Below are 24,262 nucleotides of genomic sequence, written 5' to 3'. Positions count from 1 at the left end.
CGGTCATTCGATCTCCGGGAACGGGGCAGGCGGGAAGGAAGCCTTGTAGAAGCCCCACTTGTCCTCGGGCGCCCACTTCTCGATCCACGGGATGTAGAGGTTCTCCTTGGCCATCCGGTCGAGTGCCGCGTTGATGTAGGCCAGCCATTCCGGCTCGTTCTTGCGCACGCCGATGCCGCCCACGGAGATCGCGAACGGCTCGTTCACCATCCGCACGCTGTCGTCCTTCTCCGCGATCACGGTGAGGGTCGCGACATCGGCGGCCATGACGTCGCCCCGGCCCTGCTTGAAGGCCTGGAGCGCGTCCGAGATCGAGTTCAGCCGCATGGTCGGCACGTCCGGCTCGTTCGCGTCGAACCAGGCGGCCTGGGTGGTCCCCTTCAGCATCACCACGGTCTCGGCCTGCCTGACGTCCGCGAGCTTCTGGATCGGCGAATCCTTCATCACCAGCAGGTCGCTGCCGCCCCAGTTGTAGGGGGTGCTGTAGTCGATCACCCGGGCGCGCTCCGGCGTCTTGCCGAGCGTGGCGATCAGCATGTCGACCTTGCCAGCGGTGAGCTGCGGGATGCGGTTCTCCGCGGTCACGCACATCATCTCGATCTGGCCGCCGGTCGCCCACTGGGCGATCTGCCTGGCCATCTCGACCTCCACACCGGCGAAGTCGCCGTTCTGGTCCTTGAACCCGTAGGGCGGCTGGTCGCAACGCACGCCTACGCGCAGCGTGCCCTGATCCTTGATCGCGTCCGGCAGGGCCGGCAGCTCCTGGGCCGTCGCCGCACCGCCGCACAGCGCGAGCACGGCGAGGCAGGTCGAAACGAGACGTGTCATCATGCGCTGCTTCCCCTTCTTGGTCGGACGGCCCCCTGGTCAGGGCAGTGTGGTGTAGCCGTTCGATCAGCTGCCGGCGAGTTCCTCGACCCTTGCCTGCAAAAGCTCGGCTGCTTGGCGGAGCGCGGCGTGGCGCTGGTCTAGCCAGTCCCGGTCGCCGGCGAGCCTGGCCTGCCCCGCCTCGACCATCCGGGCGACCTCGGCCGAGGCGGTGCCGCCCAGCGTCCGGCGGGCCTCCACCGCCTGGCGCGGGTCGAGGCAGGCCGCGATGAACCGGTCGGGCAGGCCCAGCGGCCGGCCGATCATCTCGACCGCGGCCGCATCCACCATGGCCGCATCGATCGCTTCCGCGGTCTTGCCCGCCTCGACGGCGGCGCGCACCACCGCGCCCACGATGTGGTGCGCGTCGCGGAACGGGATGCCGGCCTCGCGCACCATGCCGTCGGCGAGGTCGGTGGCGGTGGCGAAGTTCGCGCGGCAGCGCTCCTCCAGCTTCACCGCATCCGGCGCCGCGTTCTCGATGACCTTCTGGAACAGGGCGAGATCCCCCGGGATCTGGGCCAGCACCGTCCAGGCGTCGTAGAAGCCCTCGCGCAGCGCATCGAGTGCGATGGAGAAGTTGGTGCCCTTGATCGAGGCGAGCGCACCGGTCAGGGCACCGATCGAGCGGCCGGCCTCGGCGCGCAGATATTCCAGCGCCACCGGGTTCTTCTTCTGCGGCATGATGCTGGAGGTGCCGGCGATCCGGTCCGGGAACAGCACCGAGGAGAACTCGTGGGTGCAGAACGTGTACATGTCCTGCGCCACCCGGCTCCAGTGCACCGACAGGGCGGTGGCCGCGAACATCAGCTCGGTCGCGAAGTCGCGGGACGCCACGGCGTCCAGGCCCGGCTCCAGGATCGCGGTGAAGCCCAGCAGCTCCGTCGTGCGCCGGCGGTCGATCGCGAACGAGGTTCCGGCGAGTGCGGCCGTGCCCAGCGGGTTCTCGTCGATGTGGCGATAGGCCTGGACCAGCCGCTCGGCATCGCGCCCGAGGGCGTTGGCGACCGAGACCAGATAGAAGCCGAAGGTGATCGGCTGGGCCGGCTGGAGATGGGTGTAGCCCGGGATCACCGTGTCCAGATGGTCGAGCGCCCGCGCATAGCAGGCAGCGCGCGCGTCGTGCAGCGCCCGGAGGATCTCCAGGCACAGCCGGCGCGCCCGCATCCGGTCGAGCGTGGCGCCGATGTCGTTGCGGCTGCGCCCGGTATGCAGCCGACCGGCCACGTCGCCGCCGGCGATCGCGGTCAGGCGTGCCTCGAACGCGAAATAGGAATCCTCGAGCTCCGGATCGGTCGGCACGGTGCCGCGCCCCTCGGCGGCCAGCTGCCGCATGGCACGGGCGAGCGGCCTCACCACGCCCGCAGGCATCAGGCCGGATTCGGCGAGCATCACGAAATGGGCCTGGTTCATGGCGCACATGTCGTGAAAGTCGGCATCGTCGGCGCGCAGCAGGCCCGGCGCGTACACCATGCGCTTGATTTCGTCGATCGGCGCTTCACCCAGGCGACCGCTCACGGCATTCTGCACTCGGACCACTCCACCATCGCCGGACCTGCTTGGCCCCATGTCACCGTTGCCTGGGGCCTGCCATTCGTAAAACGATTTACACAACCGATTTCATTCCGGATGATCCGCCTCGTCAAGCGCTATATGCTGCGCCTCGGCAGCGTCCGCCGGACCGGGCGCGTGGCGGATGGAAAAGGAATGCGTGCGATGGAGTGGCGCAAGCGGCCGACCATGGAGGACGTGGCCAAGGCGGCCGGCGTATCCAAGGCGACGGTGTCGCGGGTGCTGGCCGGGATCGAGAGCGGCTCTACTCCGGCCACGGCGGAGCGGGTCCGTCAGACCGCGCTGCGGCTGGGCTATGTGGTGAACTCAATCGCCGCCAGCCTGCGCAGCCGCCAGAGCTTCACGATCGGCCTTCTACTGGCCGATGTCGCCAACCCGTTCTTCGGCGGGATCGCCAGCGGCGTGGAATCGCGCCTGTCCCAGACCGGCTACAGCGTGATCTTGGGCAATACCGGCAATTCGCTGGAGCGCGAGCGCTCGCTGGTCCGGGTGCTCGTGGAAAAGCAGATCGACGGACTGATCGCGGCGACCTCGGCGGCGAGCGCCGAGCATTTCCGCGAGGCCCAGCAACGCGGCGTGCAGGTGGTCCTGGTCGATTCCGACGTGCCCGGGCTGGAGGCCGACACCGTCACGATCGACAACCGGGCCACGGCCGAAGCGGTGGTCGGCCATCTCCTGGAGCAAGGTCACCGGCGGATCGCGATCGTCACCGGCCCGATGGACGCGACCTTCGACCGGCACCGGCTGGAAGGCTATACCAGGGCACTCGGCCGCCACGGCATCGCCTATGACGAGGCGCTGGTCCTCCGCGCCGACCTGCTGGCCGAGGGCGGCGAACGCGCCGTGGACCGGCTGCTGGAACTGTCCCCCCGCCCGACCGCGCTGTTCGCCACCAACAACATGATGACCCAGGGCGTGCTGGTCGGGCTGCGCCGGGCCGGCCTGCGCATCCCGGACGAGATCTCGGTCGTCGGGTTCGACGACCAGGACTGGTACGCGCTCTGCCATCCGCCGCTCAGCGCCGTGGCCAATCCCGCCTACGAGATCGGCCATGTCGCCGCCGACCGGCTGCTCACCCGCCTGGCCGGGCGCGGCGAACGGATCGAGCAGCCGGTGGAGCACCTGATTCTCGACGCGCCGCTCGTTCTGCGTGCCAGCACCGCCCCGCCGCCCCATGGGTGAGCCCGCCCAGCGGACCACAGCGCCCCGTTGCCTCGCCGGATCGGCCGCCCGTTGCGGAGCCCGGCCGCCTCGGCCGCCGGGCCGGATGCTGGCGACGGTGCGGACCCCGCGGCGCCCTGTGGTGCAAACGGAGCAGCCGCCGGGCGAGCACCCGGCCGGGCCTCCGGTTGCCCGACACCGAGGCTGACCGGCAGCCGGCCGGTCGGAGGGCCGTATCCTCGCCTCGCCTTTCCAGGCACCATGGCGCCCTCTCAGGATCCGGCGTCACGCGCTCCGAGACCGCATCCTCGGTGTGACCGGGGGCGGAAAGGCAGGTGACCGGCAGTACCGGCTGCGTGGCGGTAGGGGGCGCGATCCTGCACGACCGAACCTGCGGTACGTGCGAACCTCAGCCGGAATCACCCCACAAGACCACGACGATGATCCCGCAGATCGCCAGGGCGAGCCAGGCCGCAGGCCGGCGTCCCTGCTGGAACAGGAAGCCGATGGGACGAAACGGCCGCGGGCGTGCGGAGAAGTCGCGGCGCCAGATCTCCGATGGTCTCGGGCTCATGAGCGTCCACCTCTACTGCAGCGCGAATGAAGCGCGGCGGCCTTCCATCGACCGATGAGCCGCGCACGCATCGTCCGACGCGGCGACTGCCGCAATGCAGCATGACGGATCCACCCCGCTTGGCAAGCGCCTCGGCTGGAAAGAACCGGCCAGGGCTGGCGTGCGGTTGCCGACTGCGGCCTGGTTGCACCGGCACCGGTCACCGGGCGACACTTCCCCGCCTCGTCCGGATGGGGGCTGCCAAGGAATGCGGTTGCGGCTGAGGCAGCCCTCCACCACGGCCGCCCGTTCAGCCGTCTCCCGTCTGACGACATCCGGCTTCGATCGAATGGCAGGCCGTTGCAGGGCGGAAGCTGGCGCAGCTTCCGTCGACCCCTCGGTTCCCCGCCCAGTTCCGGCCTGACCGGGCCCGCCTTCAGCCCGCCATGCACGGCTTCCGCAGTTCTGCCGCCCCCGGTGGTGCAGATGAGGTCAGCGGAGACGCGGCTCGGGACCGGAGGCGGGCATCGTCCGCCTCTGCCCACTCGCTTGGCCGGTGCCTGCCTCGCCACGCCCGGCTCACCAGCGCCGCAGGGCGGAATGACGTTTTGCGAGGCTGCGCCACGGCCACGGACGGTGCGGCAGCTTCCGGCCGGGCATGGGCACCGGCCATGTCCGGCCCCGCCCAGCGCCCATGTTGATCATGCCCGGCCCGCCGCTCCGGCCTGCCGGCGCAGCCCAGGGTCCGGCCTCGTCAGCGCATCGTGTAGGTGGCGAGGCGCAAGCGCCAGGCGCCCGGCTGGTCGTAATCCTCCTCCAGCTTGAGTTGCACGGCCGGCCGCGGCCAGGCTGCCTCGTCGTGCCACAGGACCTGCCGCTCGCCACCCGCGAGTTCGACCATGCCGGCCTTGACCCAGCGGCGCACGCTGGCCGGGTCGGGCTCGGCCAGGCAGCGATCGATCCGGGCACCGGTCGCCTGGAAGCCCGCGGCCGCCACCGCGCGGTCGGCAACGCCGCCCGGACGGGCGAGGCAGGCATGGCTCGCGGTCAGGAGCCCGCTGCCCTCGATCCGGCATCGGGCGAACGCGTCGTCGAGCGGCGGAGCCTGCCAGCCGGCCGGCCCGGTCGGAGGGCCGCGCAAGCCGGCGAACGCTTCCGGCCATGCCGCCACCACCTGCCGCAGCCCGAGGCAGAGCCGCTCCTGGTCATCCGCCCGCACCACCGGCGCCGGAACCGAGACCACCGGCGGCGCTGGCGCGGGCCGCGTCGGCGGGCTCGCGGTGCGCCCGCAGGCGGTCAACAGCACGCCCAGCAGCAGCGCCACCAGCCGTAGGCCGCCCGGCCGGCCTGCGGCGGCTGCCATCAACCGCAGGCCGCACCGCCGTTCCGGCATCACGGCCAGCCGCACCGCCTAGGCCAGCTCCGCCGCGAACTCCTGGAACACGTCCCGGTAGATCGCGCGCTTGAACGGCACGATCAGCCGCATGACTTCATCGGGCCTGGCCCAACGCCATTCGGCGAACTCGGCTTCCTCGCCATGGCCGACCAGATCGATGTCGGCATCATCGCCGTCGAAGCGGAACAGGAACCAGCGCTGGGTCTGCCCCTTGTAGCGCCCCTGCCAGGACTTCGCCGCGAGATCGGGCGGCAGGTCGTAGGCACGCCAGCACTGGCTCTCGCGCACGAGGCTGGCGGCATCGGTGCCCGCCTCCTCGCGCAGTTCGCGCACCGCCGAGGTCAAAGGCGTTTCGCCGTCGTCGATCCCGCCCTGGGGCAGCTGCCAGGCCTCGACCATCGTGTCGATCCGCCGGCCGAGGAACAGGCCCCGGCCCGGCCGATGCAGGAGGATCCCGACACAAGGGCGATAGCCCGCCAGCGGCTCGGCCGAGACGATGCAGCTGCCTTCCTCGTCCATCTCATCCCTCGTGCTGCCGGCCGGCTGCCACGGCAGCCGCGCCTTCCACCCCGGCCGGCACCGCACCGGCCCGGGCGCGCAGGAGCGACGAAGGTGCCACCAGCGTCAAGCCCTGAACGGGCAGGCCCCGCAGCCAGCGCGCCAGACGCTCGATCACGAGAGGATGGCTCGGCAGCACACCCAGCGCCCGGCCATCGGCCGAGGCCGCGGCGCCCAGCCCCTGGAGGAATTCGTCGACCCTGGCCGGCAGGCTGGTGACCCGCAGCGAGCCGAGCGCCAGCCCCACCTCTCCGGGAGTTTCCCGCGCAAGCAGCGCCGCGAACTCGCCATGCAGCACGACCGGCGCGTGCCGCTCGCCCAGCGCTGCCAGGACCGGCAGCAGCCGCTGCGGGCGGGCGCCGAAGGCACCCGGCTCCACCAGCACGCCGGCGGGTGCTGCGACCTGGCCGAGTGCCAGCGTCAGCCGGTCGAGATTGTCCGCATCCCCCCGGGTAGGCGAGATCGCCAGCGGACCCGCATCGAATCGGGTGGGATCGCCGTGCGACACCGGCAGGTCCAGCCAGATCTCGTGGCCGCGCCGGCGCAGCTCCGCCTGGAACGGCGGCGGCCGGTCGGCATAGACCGACCAGGCCAGGGCCACCGGTGCCGGCAGGTCGAGTGCCGCGCGCGCCAGGGCCGGATCGAGCCCGGCACCGGCCAGGATCACCGCGACCCGCCCGCCCGCAGGTTCCGCCGGCTGGTCAGCGGCCGGGGCTCCCGAAGCCGGCACGGCCGGCAGCCGCTGGATCGCGACCTCGGTCACCGAGCCGCCCCCGGCCCGCGCCGACAGGATCGCGGTACCGCCGGCCCAGGCCAAAGCGGCCAAAAACAGCCCGATCAGTACCCAGGGGAGCTGCGGACCGCGGCAGAGCCGGCAAGACGACTGGCGCAGGAAGGACAAGGCTGCTCCGATCGACCAGGACAGACGGCGGCCACGGACCCCGCACGCGAGCATGGCCCCGCCGCCTTGCGCCATCTTCGCTTCCTACCGGTGAATCCAGCGTTAATGCCGAAAGACTTTGTTCGATTCCTGCCCGGCTGCATTGCCCTGGCCCTGCTGGCACTGCTCGCCGGCTGCGGTACGCGGCGGCCTGCCACTCCCCCGACCGATCCGGGCTGCATGGCGGCGCTCGCAGGATCCGGCGCGCACTTCGGCCCCTGGCCGGCAGCGCCGGGCGGTGCCTGCAGCGTGGATCAGCCTCTGGTTCTCGAGCGCGCCGGCCCGGCGCTGCTGCCGCCGCTCGAGACCTCCTGTGCCATGGCGGCCGCCTGGACCGGCTTCGTGCCGGAACTGGACCGGCTCGCCCGGACAGAGGCCGGTGCGCCGGTGACGGCCGTGCTGACTGCCGGGAGCTGGTCCTGCCGCTCGATGACCGGCAACAGCAGCCGGCCCAGCCTCCATGCCTCGGCACGCGCGATCGACGTGCGCGGCTTCCAGCTCGCGGATGGCCGCCGCATCGACGTCGCGCGGGACTGGTACCGCCAAGACGCCGCCGGCCGGTTCCTGCGCGCGGTCGGCAAGGCGGCGTGCCGGCACTTCCAGGTCGTGCTGGGTCCGCCGGCCGACCGCTTCCACCACGACCATCTCCATGTCGACATCGGCCCCTGGCGGCTCTGCCAGGTGGGCTGACGGCAGACGGCACCGGTCCCGCCACGGTACCTTAATGTGCGTTAACCGTGATGGTCCCGCACGCCCGGCGTGAAACCGGCTAGCGATGCGGCAGGCGATCAGCGGAAGGCGCTCCATGGACGACCAGGCGCAGCGCGACGACGAGATCAGGCCGGCCGCATGGCCAGCGCTCCTGTTCGGCGGGTGGTGGGCACTGTCGGCCGGGTTGCCGGCCGCAGCCACGGCGGCACTGGCCGCGCCCTTCCTGCTGCTGTGGCACGGCCGGCCGGGCGCCGCCGTCCTGATGCTCCTGCTGGCGCACGCCGTGCTGGCGACGCTGGCCGGCCGGGGCCGGATCGGCCGGCCCTGCCGTCTGCGTCCCCTGCTGCTGCCGCCGCTGGTGGCGGGCGCGGCACTGGCGCTGTTCGGGCTGCTGGGCCTGCTGGTCGGCATCCCGGGCGGCGACCTGCCATGAGCGGCCTGCTCTGGCTGCCAGCCGCCTTGGCGATGCCGGGCCTGCTCCTGCTCCTGACGCTCGCCCGCACCGCCCATGCCGCCACGCCCCGCCAGCGCGCCGATGCCTTCGGCCTGGGCATGCTGCTGGCACCGCTGCTGGCCCCCTTCGCGATCGTGGCGCCGTTCGCCTCCGCCATGCCGCCCGCCTATGCCACGCTGGCCAGCGGCTGGCTGGAATCCGGGATGCTGGAGGAACTGGCCAAGGCCCTGGCGCTCTGGCTGGTACTGGCACCGCGCCTGCCGGTCGCGGCGGCGCCGGCCCGCGCCGAGGCCGCGATCCTGATCTCGCTGGGCTTCGGCAGCTACGAGAACCTGCTCTATTTGGCGGGCACGGACGAGGACGGCACGCTCCTGCTGATCCGCAGCCTGGTTTCGCTGCCGGCCCACTACGCCGCCGGAATCGCTGCCGCGGTGGTGCTGCTGGCTAGGCCGACCGCCGGTCTGGGCGCTGCCGCCTTGGCGTTCGCGGCCGCCTGGTTCAGCCATGGCACGTTCAACCAGTGGGCGCTGGCCTGGGCGGGTGCGGTGAGTGGCACGGCCGTACCCGAGCAGGTGTCGCCCCTGCTCCTGACCCTGCTCGCCACCGCACCGTGGACCGGGATGCTGGCCGTCGCCTGGTGCTGGCGCCGGCTCCTGCCGGCGGTGAGAGGCGGAGCGAGTGCCGCCCTGCCCTGGACGGCGGCCGCGGGCTTCCTCCTGGCCACCGCCTGGCTGTTCTGGGACGGCCTCGGCCAGATTCATACAGCACGCCCGGCCATGACCGTGCTGGCGATGCCGTTCGCCGCCCTGCCGGCAGCACTGGGCCTCATCGCCGCGGCCACCGCCGCGGATGCGTGGCGTGGTTCAGTTCAGGTCCGAGGTCAGCGCGAACGGGGCGAAGTCCCGGCGCAGGAGTTCGCCGCCCGCCGCATCCGCGGCTTCCAGCCAGGCACTGCTCTGCATCTCCAGGAGCCGGCTGACCGTCCGCTGGAACTCGAAGGCACCCTCCCCGACCGGGTAGAGCTCGTCCGGCCGTCCGGCCGCGGTGACCACCAATAGGCGCCGGTTCTCGTAGAGCACGTCGACCAGGGTCATGAAGCGCCTGGCCTCGTTGCGCCGGGCCGGGGCCAGGATCGGGACGCCGGCCAGGAACACGACCCGGAAGCGCTCGGCGATCGCCAGATAATCGGCGGCTCCCAGCGGCCGGTCGCACAGCTCGGGAAAGTCGAAGAAGGCGATGGGCCCCTCGGCCCGGGCGACCCTCAGGCTGCGGGCACCTACGGACAGATCGACCGGTGCCCCCGGCTGCCCGTCGGTCAGCGCCAGGAACAGCCGTTCCGCCGCCTCGGCCGCTGCCTCATCCAGGGGGGCGAACCAGGTGGCGAGGTCGCGCAGCCGCTCGACCCGGTAATCGACCGGGCCGTTCAGGCTCAGGACGTCGACCCGCTCCTGCAGCAGCGCGATGAACGGCAGGAAGCGCTCGCGGTTCAGCCCGTTCCAGTACAGCCGCTCCGGCGGCCAGTTCGAGGTCGCGACCACGGTGACGCCGGCATCGAACAGGCCGGTGAACAGCCGGCCCAGGATCATCGCGTCCGCGATGTTGACCACGTGGAACTCGTCGAAGCACAATAGCCGCGTCTCGGCGGCGATCGCATCGGCCAGCCGCCCGACCGGATCGCCCTCCGCACCGGCCTGGCGCAGCTCGTGCAGCCGGCGCTGCACTTCCAGCATGAAGGCATGGAAGTGGACCCGCCGGGTCCTCGGCTCCGGCGTGGCCGCGACGAACAGGTCCATCAGCATCGACTTGCCGCGGCCGACCGATCCCCAGAGATAGAGGCCCTTGACCGGCGGCGGCGCGGGCGACGCCTTGCGGCCGAACAGGCCGCTCCAGAACCCGCCGCCATTGCCGCCATTGCCGCCATTGCCGTCCCGTGGCGGACGGGCCGCCAGCTCGTCGTGCAGGCGCTGCAGGCGCTGGACCGCCCGCTCCTGATCGGGATCGGCCTTCAGTTCGCCTTGGGCGAGCTTCTCCCGGTAGAGCGCGAGAGGTCCGGTCAAGTTCCTGCCTTTGCTGAGAAATGGACATGGCGCCGGCGGCAAGGCCGGCCCCGGGGCGGATTAGCAAGTCCCTGGCAAAAGTCGATCCGTCCGGCACCCATGGCCGCACCCGACCGACGATCGGAGGAACCATCCTTGCACCAGCCCTGTCGTATCGTGCTCACCGGCGGCCCCGGCTCGGGCAAGAGCACGCTGCTCGCTGCCCTGAACGGACTTGGCGAGCGGTGCGTCGCCGAGACCGGCCGCGCCATCATCCAGGAGCAGGTGAGAAGTGGCGGCAATGCCCTGCCCTGGGGCGACCGGACTGCCTTCACCCGGGCCATGCTGGAGCGCGAGCTGGCGAACTTCCACCGCGCCGCCGGCAGCTCCCGGCTCTGGTTCGATCGCGGCATCCCGGACGTGCTGGGCTATCTGCGCCTGGAGGGCCTGCCGGTGCCGCCCGCCTTGACGGATGCCGCACGCACGTACCGCTACCATCGCCAGGTATTCGTCTGCCCGCCCTGGCCCGAGATCTTCGTCCAGGACCGGGAGCGCCGCCAGTCGCCGGAGATCGCCAGGCAGACCCATGCCGAGATGGTCAGGACCTATGGCGAGCTCGGCTATACGCTGGTCGAGGTGCCGCGCCTGCCCGTGGCGGCACGCGCGGCGTTCCTGCTGGACCGGCTGACCGCTGGCCCGGCGGATCAGCCCGGCCGGTGACGCTCGATCCAGGCGAGGAAGGCAGCCAGGTGGTTGCCCAGGAGCTGGCGGGTGCGGTCGTCCACCACGTTGTGCTCGGCATCGATCATGTCGGGCTTGAAGGTCAGATAGATCTCCGGCTGGCCCATCAGCGCCATGCCCAGCCCGACCAGGACATGGCGGAGGTGAGACTGGGCCACGGCAGTACCGATCGCACCCGGCGAAGCGCCGACGATCGCGGCGGGCTTGCCCGGCCAGCAGCTCTTGCCGTACGGCCGGCTGCCCCAGTCCAGCACGTTCTTCACCGCCGGCGTGAACGAGCGGTTGTACTCCGGCGTCACGAACAGCACCGCGTCGGCCTCTGTGACCGCTGCCTTCATCCGCTGGACCGGTGCCGGTGGCTCAGGATCGAACAGGTCCTCGTTGTAGAGCGGGATGTCGCCCAGCTCGAGCAGGTCGAACCGGCACTGGCTCCCGGCGAGCCTGGCGAGTGCCTGCGCGAGCTTGCGGTTGATGGATTCCCGCCGGAGGCTTCCGACGATCACGGCGATATGCGGCATGCTCCCCTCCCGGACAATGGCTCCGTCCTGAACTTGCAGCGACCGCAAGACAGAGCAAGGGCTCAGACAGGGGTAGCCCGGCCGCGCCACATCCTGGCCCAGGGAAGCTGGGCCACCAGTGCGCCCAGGCTCACCAGAGCGGCACCTGCGAGGGTGCGACCGCCGATCTCGCCCTGGCCCAGCAGCACCGCCAGCACCACGACATAGAACGGCAGCAGGTTCTGGTGCATCGACGCGATGGTCACGCCCAGGAGCCGCACCGACAGGAACCAGAGCGGCATGGACAGGCCGATGCCGATGCAGCCCATCCAGAGCAGCAGCAGGATCTCTCGCCCATCGGGCGCCACCGGCGGCAGCCAGCCGGCGCCCGTCAGCCCGGCGGAAAGCAGAGTGAGCGCGGCGCCACCGGCCGCCAGCGTCACCAGCGACTGTGTGAGGGAATCGTGGCCGCGCAGGTCGCGCACGATGCCGCGGGAGAACAGCGCCCAGAGCGTGATCGAGACGAGCAGCACCACCTCGCCGCCGCGAAAGCCGGGCGCACCCTGCTCGAAGCTGCCGCTGGCCAGGATCCCGCCGGCGATCGCCAGGCCGACGGCCAGCAGCAGGCTGCCACGCACCCGCTCCGTACCCTGCACCGCGCCGATCACGGCGGATACCAGCGGCATGGTGGTGAAGACGATCGCGGCCGCCATCGGGTCGGACAGATCCTGCCCCCAGATCATCAGCGCCACGGACGGCACCATGTAGAAGCAGGACAGGCGCAGCACGACCGGCCAGGGAATGCCGCCCAGAAGCAGCGGGCGGCGCAGCAGCGGGAACAGCAGGAGCACGCCCAGTGCCGCGACGAGCAGCCGGGCGGCCGCCAGGGCCAGGGGCGGCCAGGTCGCCAGCAGGATCTCCGTCACCGGGATGGTGGTCGCCCAGACGAGGTTGCCGGCGACCCCGGCCAGGTTGCCCCACAAGACCGGCCGCTCACCGCCCATGCCCAGCCATTTCCGTGATCGCGCTGCGCGGACCGCCGCGCACGCCGTCCCGATCTGGCACAAGAAACGGCGCCGCCGGGCCGGTCAAGCCCGTCGGCGCCGTCGGGGCGGAGCGGCGGGGAGGTGTCGCACCCTCCCCGCCGCCCGGCCGGTCACGCGGCCGGCACCGCCGCCTGGGTCCGGCTGCGCCGCCGGCCGGCCAGCCAGCGGCAGACCACGTAGAACACCGGCGTGAACAGGAGGCCGAACAGGGTCACCCCCAGCATGCCGGCGAACACGGTGGTGCCGAGCGTGCGGCGCATCTCGGCACCCGCCCCGGTGCTGATCACCAGCGGCACCACGCCCAGGATGAAGGCCAGGGAGGTCATGACGATCGGGCGCAGCCGGGTACGCGCCGCCTCCACCGCCGCATCCAGCCGGTTCATGCCCCGCTCCTCGGCCTGCTTGGCGAACTCCACGATCAGGATCGCGTTCTTCGCCGCCAGGCCGATCAGCACGACCAGGCCGATCTGCACCAGGATGTCGTTGGCAAAGCCCGCGGCCAGCACGCCGCTGATCGCCGCGAGCACGCACATCGGCACGATCAGGATCACCGCCAGCGGCAGGAGCCAGCTCTCATAGAGGCCCGCCAGCACCAGGAACACGAACACGACCGCCGCCAGGAAGGCGAACACCGCGGTGTTGCCGGCCAGTTTCTCCTGGAGCGACAGCTCGGTCCACTCATAGGCGAAGCCGCTCGGCAGGAGTTCGCCCGCCAGCCGCTCCATCTTGTCCAGCGCCTGGGCGCTCGACGTGCCCGGCAGGGTCGAGCCCTGCAGCTCGGCCGCCGGGTAGAGGTTGTAGCGCGCCACCCGGTAGGGCCCGGTGATGTCGCGGAAGGTCGCGACCGAGCCCAGCGGCACCATGGCGCCGTTGTCGCTGCGGGTCTTGAGCCTCGCCACGTCGCGCGGGGTCTGGCGATAGGGCCAGTCGGCCTGCGCGGTCACCCGGAAGGTGCGCCCGGACAGGTTGTAGTCGTTGACGTAGGCGGAGCCGAGATAGACCTCCAGCGCCTCGAACACCCTGGAGGCCGGGACCTCCAGCATCTCCGCCTGCACCCGGTCGATGTCGGCATAGACCTTGGGCGTCTTGGTGCTGAACAGGGAGAATACCGAGGTGAGGCCCGGTTCGGCATTGGCGGCCGCGGCCACCGCCTGGGTCGCCTCCTCCAGCGCCGGCAGGCCGCGGCCGTTGCGGTCCTGGATCATCATCTTGAAGCCGCCGCCCGTGCCCAGGCCACGGACCGGTGGCGGCATCAGGCTGAACACCATCGCTTCCTGGACCCCGCCCAGGCGCTGGCGGAACTCGGCAAGGATCGTGTTCGCGTCCTGGCCCGCCGCCGCCCGCTCCGGGAACGGAGCCAGCGCCGAGAAGATCACGCCGCCGCTGGGCGTGTTGGTGAAGGTGGCGCCGTCGAAGCCGGAGAAGGCCACGCTGTGGGCGACGCCAGGGGTTTCCCGGATCAGTCCCGCCACCTCGCGCACCACCTTGTCGGTACGGTCCAGGGACGAGCCGGGCGGGAGCTGGATCACGGTGATCAGGTAGCCCTGGTCCTGCTCGGGAATGAAGCCGCCGGGGGTGCGCTCCACCTGGAACCAGGTGAAGCCCAGGAGGCCGGCATAGACGAGCAGGATCAGCACCGGCAGGCGCACCAGCCGCCGGGTCAGGCCGGCATAGCCGCCCGAGACCCGGTCGAACACATAGTCGAAGCCGCGGAAGAAGGCGTGCACCGGCCGGGCCAGCCGGCCTGGCTTGTGGTGCGGGTCGTGCGGCTTCAGCAGCAATGCTGCCAGGGCCGGGCTCAGCGTCAGAGACACGATCAGGGAGATGCCGGTGGCAGCGGCGATGGTCAGCGCGAACTGCCGGTAGAACTGGCCGGAGATGCCGGTGATGAAGGCGGTCGGCACGAACACCGCGATCAGCACGAGGGCGATCGCCACCAGGGCGGTGCCGACCTCGTCCATGGTCCGGTGCGCGGCCTCGTTGGGCGTCATGCCGGCCGCGAGGTTGCGCTCGACATTCTCCACCACGACGATCGCATCATCGACCACGATGCCGATCGCCAGCACCAGGCCGAACAGCGACAGGTTGTTGAGCGAGAAGCCCATCGCGGCCATCACCGCGAAGGTGCCGATCAGCGAGACCGGGATCGCCAGGATCGGGATGATCGAGGCCCGCCAGGTCTTGAGGAACAGGATCACCACGATCACGACCAGCGCCACGGCCTCGAAGATGGTCTTGTAGACCTCGTGCACCGATTCGGCGATGAACTCGGTCGGGTCGTAGACGATCCGGTATTCCAGGCCATGGGGGAAGTTGTGCGACAATTCCTCCATGGTGGCGTGCAGCGCCTGGGATGTCGCCAGCGCGTTGGAGCCCGGACGCTGGAACACCAGCAGTGGCAAAGCCGGGTCCTCGTCGAGGTAGCCGTTGGTCGAATAGTCGACGGCACCGACCTCCACCCGGGCCACGTCGCGGATCCGGGTCACCCGCCCGCTGCCGTCGGTCTTGACCACGATGTTGGCGAATTCCTTGGGCTCGACCAGCCGGCCCTTGGTTTCCAGGTTGAGCTGGAAGTCGCCCGGCGATGGATTGGGCGGCTGGTTCAGCACGCCCGAGGCAACCTGGACGTTCTGCGCGCGCAGCGCTTCGACGATCTCGCCCGGCGTCAGGTCCAGGGCCGCCGCGCGCTCCGGGTCGATCCAGACCCGCATCGAATATTCGCGCGCACCGAACAGGCGGACATCGCCCACCCCGTCGACCCGGGACAGCACGTCACGGACCTGCAGCACCGCGTAGTTGGAAAGATAGAGCAGGTCCACGCCCGGATCGGTCGACAGCAGATGGATGACCATCAGCATGTCGGGCGAACTTTTCTGGGTGGTGATGCCCAGGCGACGGACCTCCTCGGGCAGGCTCGCCTCCGCGATCGAGACGCGGTTCTGGACCAGCACCTGCGCCTTATCCAGGTCGGTGCCGAGCTCGAAGGCGATGGTGATGGTCAGCGCGCCATCGGCGGTGGACTGCGAGGACATGTAGAGCATGTCCTCCACGCCGTTGATCTCCTGCTCCAGCGGTGCCGCCACCGTGTCGGCCACGGTCTCCGCCGAGGCACCGGGATAGCTCGCCGTCACCGTGACGGTGGGCGGAGCCACCTCGGGATACTGCGCCACCGGCAGGCCCAGATAGGCGATGCCGCCGACGATGGTGATGATGATCGAGACGACCGCCGCCAGGATCGGGCGGTCGACGAACACATGGGTGAAGCGCATCGACCGCTCCTCAGTTCTCAGTCGTCGCGACTTCGACCTCGACCTTGCCGGGCTCGGGCGTCACCTTGGCACCCGGCCGCGCACGCACGAGCCCGTCCACGATCACGTCGTCCTCGCCGGTGATGCCCTGGCGCACGACGCGTAGGCCGTCATGGAGCGGCCCGATCCGCACGACCTTGGGCTGCACCACGTTCTCGGCATCCACCGTCATGATCAGCTTGCGCGCCTGGTCGCTCAGCACGGCCCGGTCCGGCACCAGGATCGCCTCGTAGGGCTCGGAACCCGGCATGCCGAGGCGGCCGAACTGGCCGGGCGTGAGGAACAGGTTCGGGTTCTCGACGACCGCGCGGGCGCGCAGGGTGCCGCTCGCCGGGTCGATCCGGTTGTCCAGGAAGTCGAGCGTGCCTTTCAGCGACCAGTTCTGCTCGTCGGGCAGGCGCAGCACGACTTCCACCTTGCCGTCGCGCTGCGAGGCCATCCGCCCCTCGGCCGCGGCCCGGCTATAGGCCAAGAACTCGCTCTCGCTCATGTCGAAGTCGAAATAGATCGGGTCGAGCGCCACGATCGTGGTCAGGATGGTGGCCGACGGCTCGCCCGACACCAGATTGCCGATATCGACCAGCCGGCGCGAGATGCGCCCGTCCAGCGGGGCGCGCACCTCGGTGAACTCCAGGTCGAGCTTCGCCTTGGCCAGCTCCGCCTCCGCCGACTGCACGCCGGCATCGGCCACCTGCTTGTCCTGGAGGCGCTGGTCGAAGGTCGCCTTGGCGACCGCCGAGGTGGATACCAGGGCCCGCGACCGCTCCAGGTCGGTGGCCGCCAGCTGCTGGCGCGCCCTGGCACTGACCAGGTTCGCCTCGGCCTCCTGCAGCGCATTGCGGAACGGCCGCTGGTCGATGACGAACAGGAGGTCGCCCTTCTTGACCATCTGGCCGTCCGTGAACGCGATCTGGTCGAGATAGCCGGACACCCGGGCGCGCACGTCGACGATGGCATAGGGGTTGAACCGGCCGGTGAACTCGTCCCGGTCGACGATCTCCTGGACGAGCGGCTTGGCCACGGTGACGGCCGGCGGCGGGGGCGCCGCGTCGGCCTGCTGCTGGCCGTCGTCCCCACAAGCGGCGAGTGCTGTCAGGGCAGCGAAGGCGGCGCCGATGCGCCAGATCCGACTGATCGTCATGACTGTCCCCCACCTGCGGCACGCAGTGTCCGAGGCCGGCCCGAGTCAGGGCTGATGACGGCGGTCTCGGGCATGACGCTTTTTCCAGGTTCTGTATCAGTTGCTACGAAATGGGCAGCGATGACGTCGCGTCAAACCCTGGGGATTGTGACAAATATCACTTGGCACAGCGCCGCCCCCGCCCGGGCGCCGGACCTTGCTCGTGGTCCATCCTTCGCCCATCTATCGTTCATCATGACGAACCCCGACGAACTATGTCTGAAGCGGCGCGGACGACCGCGATCGTTCGATCGTGCCGCGGCGCTCGAGCAGGCCATGCTGCTGTTCTGGCGCCAGGGCTATGCCGCGACCTCGATCGCCGACCTGACCGAAGCCATGGGCATCAGCCCGCCCAGCCTGTATGCCGCGTTCGGCGACAAGGAGCGGCTGTTCCTGGAGGCCCTCGACCGCTACCAGGGCGACGTGCTGAGCTCCGCCGCCCTGATCATGGCCCAGGCACCGACGGCGCGGGCCGCGGTCGAGGCGGTGCTGCGCGCCACGGCCGACCGGCTGACCCGGCCGGACCTGCCGCGCGGCTGCATGACGGTGACCTCGGCGATGAACTGCGGCGAGGAATTCAGCCATCTGGCCGAGGAGCTCGCCCGGCGGCGCAAGGCGTCGCTGCAGCGGCTGTGCGACCGGCTGGACCAGGCGCTGGCGGAAGGCGAGCTGCCCGCTGGCACCAACACTTCCGCCCTCGCCACCTTCTATCAGACCATGGCGCAGGGCATGACGATCCAGGCACGCGACGGGGCCAGCCGGGACGAGCTGCTGGCCACCGTCGAGGCGGCCATGCGGGCCTGGCCCGGCGAGAACGAAGTGCACCACGATCCCGAACCGGCGGACGCCGTCGGGTAGGTCGGCAGGCGGCCCCGCACCCGCGTGCCGTGTCCTGAAATGCCCAAGGCACGGCAGCCCCCGGACACTACACCGCAAGCATCGCCAGCCCACCGGTGGCTGGCATTTTCCTCGTTTGCGGCAAGCCTCATGCTCTCCGATGGAGGGAGCATACAGCTCGCTGATCGTCGCGGAGACCGGCAGCATCCGTTACCGGCCTACCCTCGGTCCATCGCCATACCATCATCCTCGGATGCAATGACAGGCACATGACATCGAGTAATGCTGTGATATTTCTGGACATTGCGCAACTACAGTCTATTGCAGATCATTTATAATATTCGTGCTGAAATCATACTCGGATCCGCTATGATACGCGGCATTCCTCTGCGCTGGGAGAATTTGTTCTTCGAGAGAGGGTCCGCGGATGCACACCGAGGCAATGGGGAAGAAGCGCCGGCGCTCGTTCGCCGGTCTGTTGCTGGGCTCGACGCTGGCGATCGGCACACTCGCGCCGACCGCAGCCGCCCAGGAGGGTGAGGCGGCGGCGAGAGCCGTCTATCAGGGCGCCACCTATTCCAGCCCGATCGCGATCTCGCAGGACGACCGGCTGGTCTGGAGCGTGAATCCGGCCGACGACAGCGTTTCGGTGCTGCGCACCGACAACAAGTCCGTACTGGCCAAGATCAGGGTCGGTGACGAGCCCGAGAGCGTGGCCCTGGATCCGGACAACCGGTACGCCTACGTCGCCAATGCCGCCGGCAGCAGCGTGACGGTGATCCGGATCAACGACAGCGGCTATGGCGGCTGGTCGGCCCGGGTCGAGCGGACGATCACGACCGGTGCCGAGCCCTGGAACATCGTGATCTCGCCGGACGGCCGGCGGGTGTTCGTCGCCAACAGCGGCCAGGACACGATCACCGTCATCAACGCGGCGACGCGGACGGTCATCGGCCATGTCGACCTGCGCGACAGCCTGTGCAACGACCCCGACCGCCAGCGCCATTTCCAGCCGCGCGGCCTGGCGGTGACGCAGGACAGCAAGAAGCTCTACGTCACCCGCTTCATTTCCTTCACCAGGCGCAACGGCGTGCAGGCCGACGATCAGGGCCGGGAGGGCCTGGTCTGCCGCCTGGACATCAACACGGGCGCTGGCGGCATCGGCGGCTACAAGGTGGCCAAGGCGATCCGGTTGCAGCCGCAGGCGACCGGCTTCCAGATCGTCGCCAACGGGACCCCGGTCAAAGGCACCGCCTCCACGGCCTTCCCGAACCAGATGCAGAGCATCGTGATCCACGGCAACAATGCCTACCTGCCGAACATCGCCGCTTCACCGGAAGGCGTGCTGCAGTTCCAGAATTCCACCGAGGCCTACGTCAACACCATCCGGGGCATCAACGGTGCCAACCAGCAGGACGACGGCGCGCTGAACCTGCACCTGGGAGCCAGGAACCCGGAGCCGAACAAGAAGCGGCTGTTCTTCGCCAACACCTGGGCGATCGCGTTCACCAGGCCCAGCGGTGCCGGCAGCGCCTACGCGGTCTCGGCCGGCAGCGACCTGCTGGTCAAGCTCAGGGTGGCCGGCAACGGCAATCTCGGCTTCACCGTGGACGGCGACACCACCCGCTATGTCGACCTGAACGATCCCGCCAATGCGGCGACCCGTGGCAACAATGCCGGCAAGAACCCACAGGGCATCGTGATCGATTCGGCCGGCAGGTTCGCCTACGTCAACAACTTCGTGTCGCGCAACGTCTCCATCGTCGACCTGACCCGGGACCGGGTGGTGAAGGTGGTTCGCACCACGCCCCTGCCCGCGCCCGGCTCGCGGGCCGAGCGGATCCTGGTCGGCGCGGAGATGTTCTTCTCCAGCCGCGGGCACTTCAACCGGATCGGCCGGGTGTCGGCCGACGAGCGCCTGTCCCAGGAGGGCTGGCAGAACTGCGCCAGCTGCCACTTCAAGGGCCTGACCGACGGCATCGTCTGGTCGTTCAACGCCGGCCCGCGCAAGTCCCTCTCGCTGGGCGGCACCTTCAGTCCGCACAACCGCAACCAGCAGCGGATCCTGAACTACTCCGCCCTGCGCGACCAGGTGCAGGACTTCGACCTCAACACCCGCAACGTATCCAGCGCGGGTGCCCTGGCCACCCCGATCGACTGCAGCGCGCCGCCGCCGCCGCAGAGCAATTTCGACCCGAACCACGGCCTGATCCTGGGCGACGTCAACCCGAACCAGCCGCCCTGCGTGATCAACGACTTCCTCAAGTCCAACGCCAACCGCAACCAGGCCACGGTCACCCTGCCCGGCAGCTCGGCCAGGGTGAAGTCGCTCGACGCGATGAAGGAGTGGGTGCAGTTCGCGGTGCGCCCGCTGAACGGCCCGCTCGACAGCCGGCAGATCCAGGGCGGCGTCCCCGTCGCCCAGATCCGGCAGGGCCGTGACCTGTTCCGGACCGGCGGCTGCGCCCGGTGCCACAATGGCGGGCTGTGGAGCAAGAGCATCGTCGACTTCAGGCCGCCGCCCAGGAACACCGACATCTTCTGCGAGCGGAACATCAACAATGCGGCCCTGCCCGGCTGTGCCAAGGACCCGGTGTTCGGCAACCCGGTGGCCGCCCAGTTCCTGGACCGCTTCTTGGAGGATGTCGGCTCGTTCAACCTGGGCGTCAGAGGCCGCGGCAACCCGATCGACGGCAATATCGGCGGAGCGGAGAAGGCAGCGCCCGTCGTCGTGGCCGGCGTCCTGCAGGCCCAGCAGGATGCGCTCGGCATCGACTACAACAATGACGGCAAGGGAGTGGGCTTCAGCGTGCCGTCGCTGCTCGGCATCTTCGGTGCGCCGCCCTACATGCATAATGGGGCGTGCGAGACGATCGCCTGCGTCGTGGCCGACCGCAAGCACCGCACCGGGAACGGCCGGTTCGCCGACGGGCTGGGCGACCCGGCCAAGTGGGCCCTAGTCGTGAAGTTCGTGGAATCGATCAGCACGCGGACCACGCCGTTCTGAGCGAGACAGCCCGCCCGGATCCGGCCATCCCGGGTCCGGGCTGCCGGGTCGACCGTTCCGCCAGGGGTGCCGGCCTTCTCCGCCAGGCCGGATTAGGGCAACTTCGCTGGTGGAACACGTTCGACCACGAGGCATGACCCGGATGAACATGCGACCTTGGCTGGCGGCAGCGGTGCTGGCCGCGCTGGCCGGCTGCAGCACCCTGCAGCCGCCGCTGCCCGACCATCCGGACGCCGTCGCCGCCATCGAAGCCTACTATAGGGCGCATGCCTGGGAGGAAGGTGCCCGCTGCATCAGCCCTTCGATGCAGGTGACCCAGGCCGACGTGCTCGAGGACACGCCCGACCGGCTGGTGGTCCAAACCCGCTACTACTGGCGCGACGGCAAGCGGTCCAGCAAGGCGGCCGGCTTCTGCTCCGGCTTCAGCTCCAGGACCTTCACCCTGGAAGGAGGCAGGGTGGTCGGCATGACCGGGGAACAGCGGCACTGAAGAGCCCGTCGCAACGCTGCTTCGGGTCCTTTTCGGGCGCCGGCTGCCCGCCCGGGCTCAGACCCAGCCGGCCAGCTCGCGCTCGACCAGCTCCACGATCAGCCGGATGCCGGCCGCGCCGTCGTTCAGGCAGGGGATGTAGGTGAACTGCTCGCCGCCGGCATGGGTGAAGATCTCGCGGTTCTCGCCCTCGATCTCCTCCAGCGTCTCCAGGCAGTCGACCGAGAAGCCCGGCGAGATCACCGCGACCTTCTTCACGCCCTGCTTCGGCAGGGCGGCCATGGTCTCGTCCAGATAGGGCTGGAGCCATTCGTCCGGCCCGAAGCGCGACTGGAAGCAGACCTGGGTCCGCTCCGGTTCCAGCCCCAGCTCGGTGAACACCAGCCGCGCGGTCTTGTGGCACTGGCAATGGTAGGGGTCGCCACGCAGGAGGTACTCCTTGGGCATCCCGTGGAAGCTCATCACCACCTTGTCCGGCTGCCAGTCCAGCCCGGCCAGATGGTCGCGGATGCTGTCGGCGATCGCCCGGATATAGGCCGGATGGTCGTGATAGGGCGGTGCCGTGCGCAGGGCCGGCTGCCAGCGCATCGCCATGAGCTTCTTGAACACCACGTCGCAGCCGGTGGCGGTCGTGGCGGCGCTGTATTGCGGATAGAGCGGCAGGAGCACCAGCCGGGTGCAGCCCTGGCGGAACAGCCGCTCCACCACCGCCGGCAGCGCCGGGTTGGCGTAGCGCATGCCGAAATCGACGATCACGTTCGGATAGCGCTCGGCCAGGATCGCCTGGACCTTCTCGGCCTGGGAGCGGGTCACCGTCTTGAGCGGCCCCTCGTCCAGCTCCTTGTTCCAGATGGTCTCGTAGTCCTTGCCCTTGCGGCTCGGCCGCTTGGTCAGGATCACGCCCTGGAGCAGGGCCTGCCAGAGCAAAAACGGCTTCTCGATCACGCGGCGGTCGGACAGGAACTCCGACAGGTAGCGGCGCATCGGCCAGTAGCTGGTCCCGTCCGGCGTGCCGAGATTGGACAGGATCACCCCGATCTTCTCGCGGAGGACGGGCGGGTGGCCCTGTGGCAGCGGGCCGGTGGCGGCGGCTGGTGGCGCAAGGCGGCTGCCTGGCCGCTCGATCTGCCCGATCATCGATACCTCCGGACTGGCTTCTGCCAGATAATGCCCATCCGCCCATGTGCAAGTGGCCGGGCGGGCCGCCGCCGGTGGGGGTGGCCGTGGCCGTCCGCGGCTTCTACCATGGAGGTCGCTTCGTCGGCTTCCTGGAACTCCTCCATCATGACCCACGCACCGAACTCGCTCGCAGCCCGCGACATCGCCTATCTGGTCCATCCCTACACGAACCTGCGCGTTCACGAGAAGCAGGGGCCCCTGGTGATCACCAAGGGCAAGGGCGTGTGGGTCGAGGACGACGACGGCAAGCAGTATATCGAGGGGCTGGCCGGCCTGTGGTGCGCGGCACTGGGCTTCGACAACAAGCGTCTGGTCGAGGCGGCGCGCCGCCAGATGGAGATCATGCCCTATTCGCACCAGTTCGCGCACCGCTCGACCACGCCGGTGATCGAGCTGGGCGAGAAGCTGCTGGCGATGGCCCCGGCCAGCCTGAGCAAGGTCTGGTTCGTGAACTCGGGCTCCGAGGCGATCGATACCGCGATCAAGCTGATCTGGTACTACAACAACGCCAAGGACCGCCCCGAGAAGAAGAAGATCATCAGCCGCAAGCGGGCCTATCACGGCATCACGCTGGCGGCCGGCCACCTCACCGCGCTGGAATATGCCCGCAAGGGCTTCGACCTGCCGATGGCCGACCGGTTCCTGAACGTCACCGCGCCGACCTTCTACCGCGAGGGCCAGGCGGGCGAGACCGAGGAGCAGTTCACCGATCGGCTGGCCAAGGAGCTCGAGGACCTGATCCTGGAGCACGGCCCCGAGACGGTCGCGGCCTATGTCGCCGAGCCGGTCCAGGGTGCCGGCGGCGTGATCGTCCCGCCGGACAGCTACTTCCCCAAGATCATCCCGGTCCTGAAGAAGTACGACGTCCTGTTCGTCGCCGACGAGGTGATCTGCGGCTTCTGCCGGACCGGCCAGATGTTCGGCTCGCAGACCTACGGCATCGAGCCCGACCTGATGACCGTCGCCAAGCAGCTCTCCTCGGCCTACCTGCCGATCGCGGGCCTGCTGATGAGCGACGAGTTCTACCAGGTGCTGGCCGACCGCTCGGCCGAGCTCGGCAATATCGGCATGGGCTACACCTATGGCGGCCACCCGGTCTCGGCCGCCGTCGCCCTCGAGACCCTCAAGATCTACGAGGAGGAGGACACGCTCGGCCACGTCCAGTCGGTCGCCCCGCACTTCATGAAGCGCCTGAAGGCCATGGAGCAGCACCCGCTGGTCGGCGAGGCGCGTGGCGTGGGCCTGATCGGTGCGGTCGAGCTGGTCAAGGACAAGGCAACCCGCGAGCAGTTCCCGGCCTCGGCCAAGGCCTCGGTCACCGCGGTCAATGCCTGCCTGCCGCACGGCCTGATCCTGCGCGGCCTGCCCTTCGACGCGATCGGCATCTGCCCGCCGCTGATCATCGACGAGGCCGAGATCGACCAGCTGTTCGACCGGCTCTGGTCCGGACTGGACGACGCGATGGACAAGCTGCAGGCGGCCTGAGCGGGCAGCCACTCATGATCGAGGGCGGCCGACCCGGTGTCGGCCGCCCTCGCGTTCAGGCATGGCAGGCGGCGGCGCCCGCCTTGCCCTTCTCCTTCAGGAACGCCTTGGTCTGCTGCCACCAGGCCGCCTTGGGATCCCAGGTGGCGCGCTGGACCTTGCCGTTCGCCCGCGGCAGCAGCGTTCCCCACAGGCACAGGCTGTCGCCCAGCCGATAGGCCGTCTCGAGCTGCTCGCGGAAGAA

The 24,262-nt window shown here is 69.9% G+C and carries 21 protein-coding genes; 8 read left to right on the top strand and 13 right to left on the bottom strand.

Annotation, left to right across the window (positions count from 1 at the left end; translation table 11 throughout):
- Positions 1 to 3 precede the first annotated feature (3 nt).
- Positions 4 to 831, bottom strand: a complete 828-nt coding sequence (locus tag VNS22_RS27345; RefSeq protein ID WP_325738234.1) for a transporter substrate-binding domain-containing protein — start codon at positions 829 to 831, stop codon at positions 4 to 6.
- A 63-nt stretch (positions 832 to 894) separates the two neighbouring features.
- Positions 895 to 2,385: an argininosuccinate lyase gene (gene argH, locus VNS22_RS27340; protein WP_325738232.1), complete on the bottom strand. Its 1,491-nt coding sequence runs from the start codon at positions 2,383 to 2,385 to the stop codon at positions 895 to 897.
- A gap of 189 nt (positions 2,386 to 2,574) precedes the next feature.
- Here argH and VNS22_RS27335 point away from each other — a divergent pair, with 189 nt between their 5' ends.
- The gene (locus tag VNS22_RS27335) at positions 2,575 to 3,621 is read left to right on the top strand and encodes a LacI family DNA-binding transcriptional regulator (protein ID WP_325738230.1); all 1,047 of its coding nucleotides are present in this window, start codon (positions 2,575 to 2,577) and stop codon (positions 3,619 to 3,621) included.
- A gap of 388 nt (positions 3,622 to 4,009) precedes the next feature.
- On the opposite strand, the gene VNS22_RS27330 is transcribed toward VNS22_RS27335, so the two are convergent.
- The 4 genes from VNS22_RS27330 to VNS22_RS27315 all read right to left on the bottom strand — a co-directional run bounded on the left by VNS22_RS27330 (position 4,010) and on the right by VNS22_RS27315 (position 7,083).
- Positions 4,010 to 4,174 (bottom strand): hypothetical protein, encoded by a 165-nt coding sequence (locus VNS22_RS27330; protein WP_325738229.1) that lies wholly within the window; start codon positions 4,172 to 4,174, stop codon positions 4,010 to 4,012.
- Positions 4,175 to 4,907: 733 nt separating this feature from the next.
- Entirely contained in the window at positions 4,908 to 5,516 is a 609-nt protein-coding gene (locus VNS22_RS27325) for a hypothetical protein (protein WP_325738226.1), read from the bottom strand.
- Between the two features lie 48 nt (positions 5,517 to 5,564).
- The gene (locus tag VNS22_RS27320; RefSeq protein WP_325738224.1) at positions 5,565 to 6,068 is read right to left on the bottom strand and encodes an RNA pyrophosphohydrolase; all 504 of its coding nucleotides are present in this window, start codon (positions 6,066 to 6,068) and stop codon (positions 5,565 to 5,567) included.
- Between the two features lies 1 nt (position 6,069).
- Positions 6,070 to 7,083 (bottom strand): divergent polysaccharide deacetylase family protein, encoded by a 1,014-nt coding sequence (locus tag VNS22_RS27315; protein WP_325738222.1) that lies wholly within the window; start codon positions 7,081 to 7,083, stop codon positions 6,070 to 6,072.
- A 30-nt stretch (positions 7,084 to 7,113) separates the two neighbouring features.
- Between VNS22_RS27315 and VNS22_RS27310 the strand changes: the two genes are divergently transcribed.
- The gene (locus VNS22_RS27310; protein ID WP_325738220.1) at positions 7,114 to 7,737 is read left to right on the top strand and encodes an extensin family protein; all 624 of its coding nucleotides are present in this window, start codon (positions 7,114 to 7,116) and stop codon (positions 7,735 to 7,737) included.
- A 115-nt stretch (positions 7,738 to 7,852) separates the two neighbouring features.
- On the top strand, positions 7,853 to 8,191 hold the full coding sequence (locus tag VNS22_RS27305; RefSeq protein ID WP_325738218.1) for a hypothetical protein: 339 nt from the start codon (positions 7,853 to 7,855) through the stop codon (positions 8,189 to 8,191).
- An 884-nt stretch (positions 8,192 to 9,075) separates the two neighbouring features.
- Here the strand turns inward: VNS22_RS27305 and zapE are convergent.
- Positions 9,076 to 10,269, bottom strand: a complete 1,194-nt coding sequence (zapE, locus tag VNS22_RS27300; RefSeq protein WP_325738216.1) for a cell division protein ZapE — start codon at positions 10,267 to 10,269, stop codon at positions 9,076 to 9,078.
- Between the two features lie 135 nt (positions 10,270 to 10,404).
- Between zapE and VNS22_RS27295 the strand changes: the two genes are divergently transcribed.
- A complete protein-coding gene (locus tag VNS22_RS27295) occupies positions 10,405 to 10,968 on the top strand; it encodes an AAA family ATPase (RefSeq protein ID WP_325738214.1) in 564 nt (187 codons plus the stop codon).
- Here VNS22_RS27295 and VNS22_RS27290 read toward each other — a convergent pair.
- The 4 genes from VNS22_RS27290 to VNS22_RS27275 all read right to left on the bottom strand — a co-directional run bounded on the left by VNS22_RS27290 (position 10,953) and on the right by VNS22_RS27275 (position 16,981).
- Positions 10,953 to 11,507 (bottom strand): NADPH-dependent FMN reductase, encoded by a 555-nt coding sequence (locus VNS22_RS27290; RefSeq protein ID WP_325738212.1) that lies wholly within the window; start codon positions 11,505 to 11,507, stop codon positions 10,953 to 10,955. The genes VNS22_RS27295 and VNS22_RS27290 overlap by 16 nt on opposite strands.
- 62 nt (positions 11,508 to 11,569) lie before the next feature.
- Complete coding sequence (locus VNS22_RS27285) at positions 11,570 to 12,490, bottom strand: DMT family transporter (protein WP_325738210.1); 921 nt, start codon at positions 12,488 to 12,490, stop codon at positions 11,570 to 11,572.
- A gap of 152 nt (positions 12,491 to 12,642) precedes the next feature.
- A complete protein-coding gene (locus VNS22_RS27280; RefSeq protein WP_325738208.1) occupies positions 12,643 to 15,801 on the bottom strand; it encodes a multidrug efflux RND transporter permease subunit in 3,159 nt (1,052 codons plus the stop codon).
- A 10-nt stretch (positions 15,802 to 15,811) separates the two neighbouring features.
- A complete protein-coding gene (locus tag VNS22_RS27275) occupies positions 15,812 to 16,981 on the bottom strand; it encodes an efflux RND transporter periplasmic adaptor subunit (protein WP_325738206.1) in 1,170 nt (389 codons plus the stop codon).
- Between the two features lie 315 nt (positions 16,982 to 17,296).
- Between VNS22_RS27275 and VNS22_RS27270 the strand changes: the two genes are divergently transcribed.
- The 3 genes from VNS22_RS27270 to VNS22_RS27260 all read left to right on the top strand — a co-directional run bounded on the left by VNS22_RS27270 (position 17,297) and on the right by VNS22_RS27260 (position 21,354).
- Positions 17,297 to 17,878, top strand: a complete 582-nt coding sequence (locus VNS22_RS27270; protein ID WP_325738204.1) for a TetR/AcrR family transcriptional regulator — start codon at positions 17,297 to 17,299, stop codon at positions 17,876 to 17,878.
- Between the two features lie 406 nt (positions 17,879 to 18,284).
- Complete coding sequence (locus tag VNS22_RS27265; RefSeq protein ID WP_325738202.1) at positions 18,285 to 20,864, top strand: beta-propeller fold lactonase family protein; 2,580 nt, start codon at positions 18,285 to 18,287, stop codon at positions 20,862 to 20,864.
- Positions 20,865 to 21,006: 142 nt separating this feature from the next.
- Complete coding sequence (locus VNS22_RS27260) at positions 21,007 to 21,354, top strand: hypothetical protein (protein WP_325738200.1); 348 nt, start codon at positions 21,007 to 21,009, stop codon at positions 21,352 to 21,354.
- 57 nt (positions 21,355 to 21,411) lie between these two features.
- On the opposite strand, the gene hemH is transcribed toward VNS22_RS27260, so the two are convergent.
- Complete coding sequence (hemH, locus tag VNS22_RS27255; RefSeq protein WP_325738198.1) at positions 21,412 to 22,491, bottom strand: ferrochelatase; 1,080 nt, start codon at positions 22,489 to 22,491, stop codon at positions 21,412 to 21,414.
- 147 nt (positions 22,492 to 22,638) lie between these two features.
- On the opposite strand from hemH, the gene VNS22_RS27250 reads away from it, so the two are divergent.
- The gene (locus VNS22_RS27250; RefSeq protein ID WP_325738196.1) at positions 22,639 to 24,018 is read left to right on the top strand and encodes an aminotransferase; all 1,380 of its coding nucleotides are present in this window, start codon (positions 22,639 to 22,641) and stop codon (positions 24,016 to 24,018) included.
- A gap of 55 nt (positions 24,019 to 24,073) precedes the next feature.
- On the opposite strand, the gene VNS22_RS27245 is transcribed toward VNS22_RS27250, so the two are convergent.
- Positions 24,074 to 24,262, bottom strand: a 189-nt coding sequence (locus tag VNS22_RS27245; protein ID WP_325738194.1) for a hypothetical protein, incomplete at its 5' end; no start/stop codon positions are given.

The sequence above is a fragment of the Geminicoccus sp. genome (assembly GCF_035556675.1).
In the GTDB taxonomy this organism is placed as follows: Bacteria; Pseudomonadota; Alphaproteobacteria; order Geminicoccales; family Geminicoccaceae; genus Geminicoccus.
Note: the sequence above shows the minus strand (reverse complement) of the source record. Positions and strands in the feature narration are given on the sequence as shown.